This is a genomic window from Micromonospora sp. NPDC049139, from assembly GCF_055586845.1.
Map to the genome: position 1 here is coordinate 193,169 of NZ_JBVJHK010000008.1, position 12,530 is coordinate 205,698.

General features: G+C 76.2%; 11 protein-coding genes and 1 pseudogene. 3 read left to right on the forward strand and 9 right to left on the reverse strand.

The genetic code is table 11. From position 1 onward, the window contains the following. Positions 1 to 87 precede the first annotated feature (87 nt). Positions 88 to 1,779: a long-chain-fatty-acid--CoA ligase gene (locus ACZ6Q9_RS16700; RefSeq protein ID WP_393458786.1), complete on the reverse strand. Its 1,692-nt coding sequence runs from the start codon at positions 1,777 to 1,779 to the stop codon at positions 88 to 90. Positions 1,780 to 1,889: 110 nt separating this feature from the next. On the opposite strand from ACZ6Q9_RS16700, the gene ACZ6Q9_RS16705 reads away from it, so the two are divergent. Then, on the forward strand, positions 1,890 to 3,521 hold the full coding sequence (locus tag ACZ6Q9_RS16705) for a glycosyltransferase 87 family protein (protein ID WP_396829314.1): 1,632 nt from the start codon (positions 1,890 to 1,892) through the stop codon (positions 3,519 to 3,521). Here ACZ6Q9_RS16705 and ACZ6Q9_RS16710 read toward each other — a convergent pair. Beyond that, on the reverse strand, positions 3,478 to 3,654 hold the full coding sequence (locus ACZ6Q9_RS16710; protein WP_357463340.1) for a hypothetical protein: 177 nt from the start codon (positions 3,652 to 3,654) through the stop codon (positions 3,478 to 3,480). The genes ACZ6Q9_RS16705 and ACZ6Q9_RS16710 overlap by 44 nt on opposite strands. A 108-nt stretch (positions 3,655 to 3,762) precedes the next feature. Beyond that, on the reverse strand, positions 3,763 to 4,476 hold the full coding sequence (locus tag ACZ6Q9_RS16715) for a spermidine synthase (protein ID WP_396829315.1): 714 nt from the start codon (positions 4,474 to 4,476) through the stop codon (positions 3,763 to 3,765). 131 nt (positions 4,477 to 4,607) lie between these two features. Here ACZ6Q9_RS16715 and ACZ6Q9_RS16720 point away from each other — a divergent pair, with 131 nt between their 5' ends. After that, positions 4,608 to 5,612: a zinc-binding dehydrogenase gene (locus ACZ6Q9_RS16720; RefSeq protein WP_396829341.1), complete on the forward strand. Its 1,005-nt coding sequence runs from the start codon at positions 4,608 to 4,610 to the stop codon at positions 5,610 to 5,612. A gap of 128 nt (positions 5,613 to 5,740) precedes the next feature. Here the strand turns inward: ACZ6Q9_RS16720 and ACZ6Q9_RS16725 are convergent. The 4 genes and pseudogenes from ACZ6Q9_RS16725 to ACZ6Q9_RS16740 all read right to left on the reverse strand — a co-directional run. Next, positions 5,741 to 6,664: pseudogene (locus ACZ6Q9_RS16725) on the reverse strand (sulfite exporter TauE/SafE family protein); the annotation flags it as partial. Beyond that, positions 6,661 to 7,266, reverse strand: a complete 606-nt coding sequence (locus tag ACZ6Q9_RS16730; RefSeq protein ID WP_396829342.1) for a rhodanese-like domain-containing protein — start codon at positions 7,264 to 7,266, stop codon at positions 6,661 to 6,663. The pseudogene ACZ6Q9_RS16725 and the gene ACZ6Q9_RS16730, both read right to left, overlap by 4 nt. A gap of 175 nt (positions 7,267 to 7,441) precedes the next feature. Further along, on the reverse strand, positions 7,442 to 8,842 hold the full coding sequence (locus ACZ6Q9_RS16735; RefSeq protein WP_466021411.1) for a rhodanese-like domain-containing protein: 1,401 nt from the start codon (positions 8,840 to 8,842) through the stop codon (positions 7,442 to 7,444). Positions 8,843 to 8,979: 137 nt separating this feature from the next. Then, the gene (locus tag ACZ6Q9_RS16740; RefSeq protein WP_393267865.1) at positions 8,980 to 9,249 is read right to left on the reverse strand and encodes a metal-sensitive transcriptional regulator; all 270 of its coding nucleotides are present in this window, start codon (positions 9,247 to 9,249) and stop codon (positions 8,980 to 8,982) included. Positions 9,250 to 9,487: 238 nt separating this feature from the next. On the opposite strand from ACZ6Q9_RS16740, the gene eccB reads away from it, so the two are divergent. After that, positions 9,488 to 10,879, forward strand: a complete 1,392-nt coding sequence (gene eccB, locus ACZ6Q9_RS16745) for a type VII secretion protein EccB (protein WP_396829316.1) — start codon at positions 9,488 to 9,490, stop codon at positions 10,877 to 10,879. Positions 10,880 to 10,969: 90 nt separating this feature from the next. Here the strand turns inward: eccB and ACZ6Q9_RS16750 are convergent, their stop codons facing one another. Both ACZ6Q9_RS16750 and ACZ6Q9_RS16755 read right to left on the reverse strand, forming a co-directional pair. Further along, positions 10,970 to 11,575, reverse strand: a complete 606-nt coding sequence (locus ACZ6Q9_RS16750; RefSeq protein ID WP_393304938.1) for a class I SAM-dependent methyltransferase — start codon at positions 11,573 to 11,575, stop codon at positions 10,970 to 10,972. 217 nt (positions 11,576 to 11,792) lie between these two features. After that, a complete protein-coding gene (locus ACZ6Q9_RS16755; protein WP_396829317.1) occupies positions 11,793 to 12,515 on the reverse strand; it encodes a phosphatase PAP2 family protein in 723 nt (240 codons plus the stop codon). Between the last annotated feature and the right edge of the window lie 15 nt (positions 12,516 to 12,530).

Genomic DNA, 12,530 nt, shown 5'->3' on the forward strand with positions numbered 1-12,530 from the left:
CGCCACCGTCCGCCGCCGCACCGGCCTGCGCGTGACGGTGCGGGCCCGGTCGGCCCGCCCGTCGGCGGACCGACCGGCCCCGCCGCCTCAGCCGTCGGCGAGCAGCCGGTCGCGCACCTCGCGGCGCAGGATCTTGCCGATCTGCGAGCGGGGCAGGTCCTCGACCATGACGACCCGGCGGGGCACCTTGTACGCGGTGAGGTGCTGCCGGCACGCGGCCCGGACGGCGGCCTCGTCCAGGTCGGCCTCCTCGTGCGGCACGACCGCCGCCACCACCTCCTCGCCGCCGTGGGCGCCGGGCAGGCCGACCGCCGCGGCGTCGCGCACGCCGGGGACGCGGCGCAGCGCGTCCTCCACCTCGGACGGGTAGACGTTGAACCCGCCGGTGATGATCAGCTCCTTGATCCGGTCGACCACCGTGACGAAGCCGTCGGCGTCCGTCACCACGATGTCCCCGGTCCGCAGCCAGCCGCCGGGCAGCAGCACCGCCGCCGTCTCCTCCGGGCGGCGCCAGTAGCCGGCGAACACCTGCGGTCCCCGGACCAGCAGCTCGCCCGCCTGGCCCGGCTCGCGGTCGTGCGCGGGGTCCTCCGGGTCCACGACGCGGATCTCGGTGGACGGGAACGGCACCCCGACGGTGCCGGGACGCCGGGCGGGGGAGACCGGGTTGCCCAGCGCCACGGGGGAGGTCTCGGTCAGGCCGTAGCCCTCGACGAGCAGCCCGCCGGTGACCGACTCCCACACCTCGACCGTCGCCGGGGGCAGTGCCATGGCGCCGGAGATGGCGTACCGGGCCGAGGTGAGGTCGACGCCGCGTTCCCGGGCCGCGGTGGCGAGCTTCTCGTAGATCGGCGGGACGGCGGGCAGGAACGTCGGCGGGCGACGGCGTGCCGCCTCCAGGGTCTGGTCGAGGTCGAAGCGGGGAAACAGCACCAGCGTGGCGCCGATGCCCACCGCGAAGGTGAGGCACAGCGTCAGCCCGTACGCGTGGAACAGCGGCAGTACCGCGTAGACCGTCTCCGCGCCGTCGCGCAGGCCCGGCACCCAGGCGCGGCCCTGCGCCGCGTTGGCCCGCAGGTTGCGGTGGGTCAGGACGGCGCCCTTCGGCGTGCCGGTGGTGCCGCCGGTGTACTGCAGCAGCGCCGTGTCGTCCGGGCCGGGGGCGGGGTGCCCGGCGGCGAGCGGCGGGCCGGCGGCGACCAGGCGCTCCCAGGGCAGCGTCCCCGGCGCGGGCGCGGTCATCGCCGCGCGGGCGGCGCGCGCCCGGGGCAGCGGGAGCCGCAGTGCCCAGCGCTTGCGCCGGGGCAGCGCCCGGGTCAGGTCCACCGCGACCACGGTCTCGACCGCCGTGGCGCCGGCGGTACGGCGGACGAGGGGCGCCACCTTGTCCCAGACGACCGCGACGCGGGCGCCGTGGTCGGCGAGCTGGTGTGTGAGCTCCTGTTCGGTGTAGAGCGGGTTGTGCTCCACCACCACCGCGCCGAGGCGCAGCACGGCGTAGAAGGCCACCACGTGCTGCGGACAGTTCGGCAGCACCAGCGCCACCCGGTCGCCCCGGTCGACGCCGAGCCGCCGCAGCGCCTCCGCCGCGCGGCCGACCTGGTCGAACAGGTCGGCGTACGTGGTGGTGGCGCCGAAGAAGTCGAGGGCGACCCGGGGACCGAACCGGTGGGTGGCGTCGCGGAGCAGGTCGACCAGCGACTCGTCGCACGGCGGGATGGTCGCCGGCACGCCCGGGGCGTAGCTGCGCAGCCAGGGCCGCTCCGCACTCAGCTCCATGTCTCTCCTCCGCACCTCACGCGCCGCCGGGCCTACTTCACGGTAACCTACGGTCACGTAGGTATTGGTCGGGGTCCCCGCCGGACGGGCGCCGGCCGTAGACTCCGACGATGCGGGATCGGCGGGTGGCGGTGCTCTGGTCGGTTTTCGTCATCGTCGCCGCGGGGTCGTCCGCGCTCGTGACGCTCCGCCCGGACCGCCTCTCCGACCTGCACATCTACCGGGGCGCGCTGCTGCACCTGCACGCCGGCCGACCGCTGTACGACTTCGTCGCCGAGAACGGCGGGCCGTTCACCTACCCGCCGTTCGCGGCGCTGGTGCTCTGGCCGGTCGCCGCCGTCCCCGAGGGGGTCGCGCAGGGCATCTGGCTGGCGCTGACCTGCCTCGCGGTGGTCGCCATCGCGATCCCGGTGGGCCGCCTGCTCGCCCGCCCCGGGCCCCGGCGGGCCCTCGTCGTGCCGGCCGTCGCCTGCGCCCTGATGCTCTCCGCGCCGGTGCAGAGCAACCTCCGCTTCGGCCAGGTCAGCATCTTCATCGTGCTGCTCGCGCTGCTGGACGGCATGGGCGTCGTCCCGGCCCGACTCCGGGGCGTGCTCGTCGGGGTGGCCGCCGCGATCAAACTGACCCCGCTGCTGTTCGTCGTCTACTTCCTCGCCACCGGACGCTACCGGGACGCCGGGCGGGCCGTGGTCACCTTCCTGGGCTGCGCAGCGTTGGGGGCGGCGGTCCTGCCGGCGGCGAGCTGGACGTACTGGACCGAGGCGATGCGCGACACGGCGCGGATCGGCAACCTCGCCTCGCTCGGCAACCAGTCGGTGCACGGCATGCTGCTGCGGATCGGGCTCGACGAGGCGTCCCTGCCGCTGCTCTGGGCGGCCCTGGTGGCCGTTCTCTGCGGGGTGGCCCTGCTGCGGGCGCGGCACCTCGCCGCGCACGGGCGGCCCGGGCACGCCGCCGTGCTCGTCGGGTGCGCCACCGTCGCCGCGTCCCCGGTGTCCTGGACCCACCACCAGATCTGGCCGGTGCTGGCGGCGATGCTGCTGATCGGCGCCGAGGGGATCGCCCGGCGGGTGGCCGGCGGCGCACTGCTGGTGGCGATGGTGGTCTCGCTGGGAGTGGTGCTGGCCCCGGTCTCGACGACCCCCGGGATCCAGTTCCTCTTCGAGAACGCCCGGGCGCTCGGCGTCGGGGTGCTCTGCCTGGCCGGGTTCGGCGGGGCGGCACTGGCCGTGGCGGGCGCGGGCCGGCGACCCCGGGCGGCCCGCGGCTGGCTGCGGGTGGGCACCACCGCCGCGCTGGCCGTGGCGTTCTTCGCCGTGCAGCCGCTGCCGGCCGGTGCCGACCCGACGTTCAAGGCCTACACGCTGTCCGACGTGGACAATCCGCGCTACTTCTTCGTCTGCCGGGGCCCGGTGCAGTGCGCCGCGTACGGCACCGACGCCCCGGTGACCTTCGGCACCCGGCGCGAAAAGACCAAGGTCCGGGTCAACGGGGTGGTGTCGCCGGTGGTGGCCCGGCTGGAATACCACTCCGCCCCCGGTGGTGCGCCCCGGGTCATCCCGCTGCTGGCGGCCCATCCGGGGCCCCGGACGTTCTCGTTCCGGTCGGCGACCATGGCCCACGGCCGGCTCGTCGCCTACGCCGCCGACGGGCGACCGATCGCGACCTACGACGAGGAGTTGGCCGCCGCGCTCGACGTCACCGGCGCCCGGCGGAGTGGTGCATCGCCTGCCGCCCCTTGACCGCCGCCAGCACGACGACCGCGAGCAGCGCCACCGCGCCGATGACCACCAGCCAGCGCACCGCCTCGAGGAGCAGCCCGAGCAGGACGAGCGCGCCGGCGATGACGGCGACGACCCAGAGCATGGCCCGCATGTCTCCACCTCCCGTGACCCCGGCCGCGTCGCGCGGCCCCCGCCCTCCTTCCCGGTCCGGCCCGCACCATGCGGCGCGGACCGCCGAGACGCCTGGTCAGGTGGCCTGTCAGCGCTGGGCGACGTACACGGTGTTGGTCGACTCCCCGCCGGTCAGCGGGTTGGCGAACGGGACGACGTGGGCCCGCGCGGTACGGAACACCGCCGCGAGTGCCTCCTCGAACGCGGCGTCGGGCGGGTCGTCCGACCAGAGGGCGAACACCCCGTCCGGGTGCAGGTGGGCGGCGAGCCGGCGCAGGCCGTCCGGGGTGTAGAAGGCGGCGTGGGTGGGGTGCAGCACGTTGCGCGGCGAGTGGTCGACGTCGAGGAGCACGGCGTGGAACCGTCGTCCCGGCGCCTGCGGGTCGAAACCGGTGCCGTCGGCGACGGCGGCGAAGAAGTCGGCCCGCACGAAACGGGTCCGCGGGTCGGCGGCCAGCCCGGCGGCGAACGGCAGCAACTCGCGGCGGTGCCAGTCGATGACGTCCTCGATCGCCTCCACCACCAGCAGCGAGCCGACCCGCTCGTCGGTGAGCGCCGTGCGGGCGGTGTAGCCGAGGCCGAGGCCGCCGACGACCACGTCGAGGTCGCGCCCGGCCAGCGGGGCCAGCCCCAGCCGGGCCAGCTCGATCTCCGCGACGGGGAAGAGGCTGGACATCAGGAACTCGTCGTCGAGCTTGACCTCGTACACCTCGACGTCGAGCGACGGGTCGCGGCGCCGACGCAGGCTGATGAGGCCGATCGGGGTGTCCCGCCAGGCCAGTTCCTCGAATCGCACGCCCACGGGCCCGGATGCTACCGGGCGGCGCCCCGAGGACCGGCCACCGGCGCGCATTCCTTCCGTCCGGCCGGGTATGCGCGCTCGTCGAGGGCCGCCGACCGGGGGCCGGACAGGGAGCGCGCACTGTGGCGGAGATGCTGGCCGGACGGCTGCACGTGGCGGACCGGGTGCTGCGGATGGAGTCGGTGCCGGTGCCGGAGCCGGAGCGCGGGCAGGTGCGGATCAGGGTCGAGGCGGCGGGTGTCTGCCTGTCGGACGTGCACCTGATCGACGGCACCCTCACGCCGCTCTACCTGCCCGGCGACGTGGTGACGCTGGGCCACGAGGTAGCCGGGGTGGTCGACGCGTTCGGCGACGACGTCGAGGGGTGGGAGCCGGGCCAGCGGGTGCTGCTCCAGGCGGGGGAGCGGGACCGGCGCGGCACGGTGTTCACCCGGGGCGTGGACTACGACGGCGGCTGGGCCGAGTACGCCGTGGCCCGCGAGGACACGGTGGTGCCGATCCCGGACGACCTGCCGTTCGAGCAGGCCTGCATCATCCCGGACGCGGTCTCCACCCCCTGGGCGGCGGTGACGGACACCGGGCGTACCCGGCCCGGGGAGGCGGTCGCGGTGTGGGGCGTGGGCGGCCTGGGCGCGCACGCCGTCCAACTGCTGCGCCTGGTGGGCGCGGCCCCGGTGATCGCGGTGGAGCCGCTGGCGGCGGCGCGGGACCGGGCGATGGTGCTGGGCGCCGACGCGGCGCTCGACCCGGCCGACCCCGGGTTCCGCGACGCCGTGCTCGAGTTGACCGGCGGGCGGGGGCTCGACGTCGCGTTCGACTTCGCCGGGGTGACTCCGGTCCGGGAGCAGGCGCTGACCGTGCTCGCCCGCCGGGGCCGGCTGGTGCTCGCCGGGATCGCCAACAAGCCGGTCACGATCGCGTCGGACAGCCCGTTCAACTACTTCCAGCAGGCGCTGCTCGGCCACTACGGCTCGGAGTCCGAGCACGTCGAGCAACTGGTGTCCCTGGCCCGGCAGAAGCGGCTCGACCTGAGCGCGTCGATCAGTGACGTGCTGCCGCTGGCCGAGGCGGAGGAGGCGGTGCGGCGGGTGCACACCAAGGAGGGCAATCCCATCCGGCTGATCCTGCGTCCCTGAGCGGCGCCGGCCCGCCGGGTTGCCCGCGACTCCGCCCGCCGGTAGAGCTGGCGTCACGGCCGCACCGCCGCCCGGCCGGGTCGGTCTGCCCGGCCGCGCCGGCCGGGTCGGTCGGGCCGGTCGGGCCGGTCGGGCCGGTCGGGCCGGTCGCGTCGCCGGCGCCGGCGCGGCACACCGGCACCCATCGTCCGGTCGGGTCGGGCGCGGTGCCGGCGGTCGCGCAGCAGCGCGCCGACCGCGGCGGCGGCCACCGCTCCCGCCACGATCCAGAGCAGCGGGCTGGTCCGCACCTGCCCGGGGAGCTGCTGGCCGAGGACGAAGACGCCCATCGCCGCCACGAACCACCCGAACGCCCTGCGCAGCACGTCCTCGGGGACGTGCCCGGCGAGCCGGCCGCCGGCGAGGCTGCCGGCCACGGCGGCGGCGGTGACCGCGGCGGCCAGGCCCCAGTCGACGCCGACGGTGGACAGGTAGCCGGCCAGGCCGGCGAGGGACTTCATCGCGATGACCACGAGCGAGGTGCCGACCGCGACCGGCATCGGCAGGCCGCCGAGCAGGGCGAGGGCGGGGACGACCAGGAAGCCGCCGCCGGCGCCGACCAGGCCGGTGACCAGGCCGACCACGGCGCCGTCGAGCACCACCCGCAGCACCGGCAGCTCGTGCGGCACGGGCCGGCCGCCGCCGCGGTCGCGCCGGCCGCGGATCATGGCCGTCGCGGTGGCGAGCATCATCAGGGCGAAGCCGGCGAGCAGGACCGCGGCCGGGACGAACGCGGCGAGGCGGCCGCCGGCGTACGCGCCGGCCATGCCCGCGGCACCGAAGACCAGGCCGGTCCGCCACCGGATGCGACCCGCGCGGGCGTGGGGCAGCACGCCCACGGCGCTGGTCACCCCGACGACCAGCAGCGAGGTGGCGATCGCCTCCTTCGGTGGCAGGTCGGCGACGTAGACCAGCAGCGGTACGGCGAGGATGGAGCCGCCCCCGCCGAGCAGGCCGAGGGTGATCCCGATGAGGACGGCCAGCCCGACGGTCAGCGCGAGGCCGCCGGTCACGACCGCCGCCCGGTTGTCGACCCCGCACGCAGTTGGCCGACGACGGTGTCGAGGTCGCAGCTGGCGCCCCGGTTGTAGGGCAGCTTGCCGAGCAGCATGCCCATGGCGCAGGTGTTGGTGACGGCGGCGACGGTGAGCCCGGCGCCGATGAAGCCGGCTACCCACTTCAGGCCGGGCACGAACACCGAGCCCAGGATGCTGACGAGGACGATCGACCCGGCGACGAGCCGCACCTGTCGCTCCAGGTCCCAGCGCGGGGCGCCCTGGCTGATCGGCGCGTGGGCGGCCTGCCAGGCCGTCATGCCGCCGTTCAGGACCTTGAGGCGGGGCAGCCCGGCCCCGGAGAGGGCCTGCTCGGCCTGGGTGGCGCGGGCGCCGGAGCGGCAGATCAGCACCACGTCCTCGTCGAGGTGGCGGCGCAGTTCCTCGCGGTGCTCCTTGAGCAGGTCGAGCGGGACGTTGTAGGCACCGGGGATGTGCGCGGTCTCGAACTCCGCCGGGGTGCGCACGTCCAGCAGGCGGGGCGCGCGGCCGGAGTCGATCAGCTCGCGCAGGGCGGCGGCGTCGAGGACGGCGGGGCGGGCGTTCTCCGAAGTGCTCATTCTTCCTCATTCGGGGTGTGTCGCGCGGATTCTGGGCAGGGAGCGGCCGGCCGCGGCGGTTTCGCGGCGGCCGACCCGGGCAGGGGGTGGCCGGCCGAAGCCGCTTCGCGGGGGCCGACCGGCGCAGGGGGCTGGCCGGCCGCCGCCGTCGCGGCGGCCGGCGGCCAGGTTCAGGTCAGGCGCCGCCGACCATGGCGACGCCGGCGGCCTCGGCCCGGGCGAACGCGTCGTCGAGCACCACGACCTCGCGGCCCGCGTTCGCCAGCAGCGACGCGGCGGCGGTGGCCCGGTATCCGGAGCCGCAGTGCACCCAGACCACGCCCGGGGGCACCTCGGCGAGCCGCGTCCGCAGGTCGGGCAGGGGGATGTGCACGGCGCCCTCGACATGGCCGGCGCGCCACTCGTTGGTCATCCGGACGTCGAGCACGACGTCCGGGGCGGGCAGCCCCGCCGGGGTGTCGCCGGCGCGGGCGGCGGCCAGCGCGGGGAAGTCGGCGGTCCGCAGGTTCCGCAGCTGCCCCGGGTCGGCGGCCCACTGCTCGGCCGTCCCGGTGGCCTGGGCGGCGGGCCGGTCGATGCCGATGCGGACCAGTTCGCGCTGGGCGTCGGCGACCTGCGCCGCGGTCTCCGCGAGCAGGGTGATCGGTGCGCCCCAGTCGACGAGCCAGCCGAGCCAGGTCGACATCGGGCCGTCGAGCCCGAGGCTGACGGTGCCGGCCAGGTGTGAGGCGGCGTACGCCTTGCGGTGCCGCAGGTCGACGACCCACTGGCCGTCGGCGATCCGCTCGCGCAGCGCGGCGGCGTCGGCCCGGGCGACCGGGGTGAGGTCCACGGGCGCCGGACCGGCGAGGTTCGCCACGCCCATGTGGGCGTAGTACGCCGGGTAGGCGTCGAGCCCGGCCAGGGTCTCGGTGACGAACTCGTCGGCGGCCAGCCGCAGCACGGGGTTGGCCCGCTTCTCCCGGCCGATGGTCGACTCCGGCGCGTCGGCCTGGCTGGCCGAGCAGAAGCTGCCGAATCCGTGGGTCGGCCACACCTCGGCCCCGTCGGGCAGCAGGTCGGCCAGCCGTTTCGCCGACGCGTGCTGGTGGTGGGCGAGTTCGTGGGCGTGCTGCGCGCCGAGCAGGTCGGTGCGGCCGGTGGTGCCGAAGAGCAGCGAGCCGCCGGTGAACACCCCGACCGGCCGCCAGTCGCCGTCGTCGGCCTCGTCGAGCGCGTACGACAGGTGGTGGAAGGTGTGCCCCGGCGTGGCCACCACCCGGAGCCGCATCGCGCCGGAGACGGGCACGGTGTCGCCGTCGGCGACCGGGGTCCGGTCGAACCCCACCTCGTCGTCCGCGGCGACCAGGTAGTCGGCGCCGGTCAGCCGGGCCAGTTCCAGGCCGCCGGAGACGTAGTCGTTGTGGATGTGGGTCTCCACCACGTGGGTGATGCGCACGCCCTTGGCGCCCGCGAGGTACATGACCCGGTCGATGTCGCGCTGGGGATCGACGACGATCGCCACCCCGCCGTCGGAGGCCAGGTAACTGCGGTCGCCGAGCGAGGACGTCGCGATGACGGACACCTCAACTGCCATTGTCGTGCTCCTTGTGGGATCCATACCCCGGGGGGTATCCGACGGGCACACGTCCGCGGTTGTCGACGTGTGCGCACTGCTTACCCACCCACGTCGCTGTCACGCGACGTGGGTGGCCGTGCTCCGTGCCGGTGTGCTCAGGCCAGCGAGAGGAAGAGCTTCTCCAGCTCCTCCTCGGTCATCTCCGGCGCCTCGCCGCGCTCGCGGGCGGCGTTGCAGTGCCGCATGCCGGACGCGATGATCTTGAAACCGGCCCGGTCGATCGCCTTCGACACCGCGGCGAGCTGGGTCAGCACGTCGCGGCAGTCCTGGCCGCTCTCCATCATCTCGATGACCGCGTTGAGCTGCCCCCGGGCCCGCTTCAGGCGCGTCAGCGCGTCGCTCGTCATCTCGGGTCGAAGCTTCACCCCGCACCTCCTCGTCACCCACTATACCCCCGGGGGTACCCGACGACACCATGCTGTCCCCGGGGGGTACGACAGGTGCCAGGCCCCGGGGTGCTCCCTGGCCTGGCCTGATCAGCCCGAGCGCCTACCCCGGGGTGACGCCGGCGAAGGCGGGGGCCGTGCCGCCGCGACGCAGGGTCCTCGGGACATCGACGGAACGCTTATCCTGTGCCCCGACCGCACCACCGGAAGGGATCCCATGCCGTCGCGGCAGGACCAGCTGCACTCGTACCAGTTCACCGTCCAGCGGGCGGTCGCCGCCCTGGTGATGCGGGAGACCGACCCGGCGCAGTCGCCGTTCCGGCGGCTGGCCGGCGCGGCCCTGGCCAGCGTCCTGGTCGCGGCCATCGGCCTGGGCGGTTTCGCCCTCTACGGCCTCTTCGCTGGCGGGGGCAGCAGCTGGCGCGACCCGGGCGCCGTGATCGTCGAGAAGGAGTCCGGGGCCCGCTTCGTCTATCGGGAGCAGAAGCTGCACCCGGTGCTCAACTACGCGTCGGCCCTGCTGATCATCGGCGCGGACCGGCCGAAGACCGTGCTCGTCTCCCGCCGCGCCATCGACGGGGTGCCGCGCGGGTTGCCGCTGGGTATCGCCGACGCCCCCGACTCGCTGCCCGCGCCCGGACGATTGTCGACCGCGCCGTGGACGGTCTGCTCCGTGGCGGCCCCCGAGGACAACCGGTCGACGCCACGGTCGGCGCTGCTGATCGGCGTGGCCGGCGACGGCGGCCGGGCGCTCGGCGAGGACGCGCTGCTGCTGCGCCACCCCGACGGCGCGCTGCACCTGGTCTGGCACCAGCGTCGCTACCTGCTGCGCGACCCCAACCGGGTGTTGGCCGCCCTGGCGGCCACCCGGGCCCGGGCGGTCCCGGCGGCGCCGGCGCTGCTCAACAGCCTGCCGGCGGGCGCCGACCTGGCCCCGCTGGCCCTGCCCGCCGAGGGGGAACGCTCGGCGCGGGTGTCCGGGGCGCGGATCGGCGACGTCTACCTGGTACGCAACTCCGGTGGGGGCCGGCAGTACGCCGTCGCCTTGCGGGACGGCCTGGCGGGCATCACCGAGTTGCAGGCCGGCCTGCTGCTCGCCCGCACCGGGCAGGGCGAACCGGAGCCGATCACCCTCGGGCGCTTCGCCGCGCTGCCGAAGCTGCCCGACCTCGCGCCGACCGGCCCGACCGCCCCGCCGACCGCGCCGCCCCGCCTGGCCGCGCCCGACGGGTCCGCGCTCTGCGTCCGGGTCGGTGACGACGGGGGCGCGATCGAGGTCAGGCTCGGCGTGGGGCTGCCCGACCTCGCCGCCGCGCCGCGCACCCCGCCTCCGGCGTCCGGCGGCGGGGTGCACGCGGACCACGTCGTGGTGGAGCCGGGCCGGGGCGCGGTGGTCGAATCGGTCGCGGCGCCGGGCGCGCCAGGCGGCGCGGTCTCCGTGGTGACCGACCTGGGACGGCGGTACGTGCTCGCCGGCGGCGAGGTGCGCGGGATGCTCGGCTACCGCGACGTCCGGCCGCTGCGGCTGCCGGCGGGCCTGGTCAGCCTGGTGCCCGCCGGCGCCACGCTCGACCCCGCCGCCGCGCGGGTCGTCGCCACCCCCGCCTGACCCGGCCGGCGAAGCCCCGGCCCATGCGAAGCCCCGGCTCATGCGACGTCGCGGCTCATGCAACGCCGCGGCCCAGGCGGTGGGGCGGGCTCAGGCGGCGGGGCGACGCAGCACGGTGACGGCGAAGTCGGCGTCGTCGCGCCAGGGGCGCAGGTCCCAGGTGGCGAAGCGGTGCTCCAGCCGCAGCCCGGCGGCGACGGCGTCGGCGTCGAAGTCGGTGAGCGGATAGCCCCGGTCGGTGCCGAAGCCCACCGCCACCACGCCGTCGGGTCGCAGGTGGGCGGCGATCCGGCGGAGCACGTCCCGCTCGGTGCCGGGGGCCACGAAGGCCAGCACGTTGCCGGCGACGACCACCGCGTCGAACGGCTCCGGCTCCCCGGCCGCCGCCAGGTCCAGCTCGGCCAGGTCGGCCACCAGCCAGCGCGGGCCCGGGTGGTCGGCGCTGGCGGCCTCCACCAGCGCCGGGTCGGCGTCCACGCCGACGACCGCGTGCCCCCGGGCGGCCAGCGCCGCGCCCACCCGGCCGGTGCCGGAGCCGGCGTCGAGGATCCGGGATCCCGGCGCGACCAGGGCGTCCACCAGCCGGGCCTCGCCGGCCAGGTCCGCCCCCTCGGCGGCCAGCCGGCGGAACCGGTCGATGTACCACTGCGAGTGCTCCGGACCGGTCTCGGTCACCCAACGGGTCGGCTTTCCCATGCCGCCACGGTAGCCGGATCCGGCCGGCCCTCCGGCGGCGGGCACACCTGCGCCGACGGGGATCACGCCCACGGGTGCCGAAGGGCGGGCCCACCGCGCGGCGGGTGCACCGCGCGGGCGTCCGGGGCCGGCGGGTCCAGCACCCCGCCGAGCGGACGGCCGGGCGACGCTCCACGGCGCGCCGCCACGCCCGGCCCGTGGCACCGGTCGGCGCGGGTCAGGTCAGCGCGAGGAACGTCGCGGCGGTGAGCGGGGCGCCGGCGACCGCCCCGGCGACCACCTGGGCCACCGTGTGGTCGCGCAGGCGCACCCGTGACCAGGCCACCGCGACGACCAGCGACCAGAGCGCGTGCAGCGCGGGACCGAGGAGCAGGACGAGGACGGCCACCGAACCGGCGGCGGTGGCGGCGTGCACGCTGAGCTTCCACCAGTGGTTGACCGCCGTGACGACCGCCCCGTTGACGAGGGTGGCGACCATCAGCGCGACCAGCAGCCGGGGCGCGTCGAGGGCGGCCAGCAGCGCGATGCCGACCGCGACGGAGGCCAGCCCGAGGGCCAGGGGGCGCAGCCGCTGCGTGTGGTCGCCGATGTGCCGGTCGGTCAGCCAGCCCCGGCGTACGCCGTACAGCACCACGCCGATCGGGATCACCGCGCAGAAGACCAGGGCGGCGCTGCCCCAGCGCAGCACGCCGCCGAGGCTGCCGGTGGCGCGGGCCGCCACCACCAGCGGCATGACGGTGACCAGCACGCTGGGCGCGAGGACCTCCGTGACCAGCCGGGCCGCGCGGCGGCCGGGGCTCCGGTCAACCAGGTCGACGCCGAACGGCGTCGCGTCGACCGGTTCCGCGGCGGGCGGCTCCGCGCCGGTCAGGCCGGCGCCGGGCGGGGCCGCCGCGGGCGGGACGTCGGTGTCGGTGTCGGTGTCGGGGGAGACTTCCACCCGGGACATCCTTGG

Excerpts from the sequence above, each read along its gene's own strand:
- ACZ6Q9_RS16700 (WP_393458786.1), bottom strand. The coding sequence starts at position 1,779 with ATGGAGCTGAGTGCGGAGCGGCCCTGGCTGCGCAGCTACGCCCCGGGC.
- ACZ6Q9_RS16705 (WP_396829314.1), top strand. The coding sequence starts at position 1,890 with ATGCGGGATCGGCGGGTGGCGGTGCTCTGGTCGGTTTTCGTCATCGTC.
- ACZ6Q9_RS16710 (WP_357463340.1), bottom strand. The coding sequence starts at position 3,654 with ATGCGGGCCATGCTCTGGGTCGTCGCCGTCATCGCCGGCGCGCTCGTC.
- ACZ6Q9_RS16720 (WP_396829341.1), top strand. The coding sequence starts at position 4,608 with ATGCTGGCCGGACGGCTGCACGTGGCGGACCGGGTGCTGCGGATGGAG.
- ACZ6Q9_RS16730 (WP_396829342.1), bottom strand. The coding sequence starts at position 7,266 with ATGAGCACTTCGGAGAACGCCCGCCCCGCCGTCCTCGACGCCGCCGCC.
- ACZ6Q9_RS16735 (WP_466021411.1), bottom strand. The coding sequence starts at position 8,842 with ATGGCAGTTGAGGTGTCCGTCATCGCGACGTCCTCGCTCGGCGACCGC.
- eccB (WP_396829316.1), top strand. The coding sequence starts at position 9,488 with ATGCCGTCGCGGCAGGACCAGCTGCACTCGTACCAGTTCACCGTCCAG.
- ACZ6Q9_RS16750 (WP_393304938.1), bottom strand. The coding sequence starts at position 11,575 with ATGGGAAAGCCGACCCGTTGGGTGACCGAGACCGGTCCGGAGCACTCG.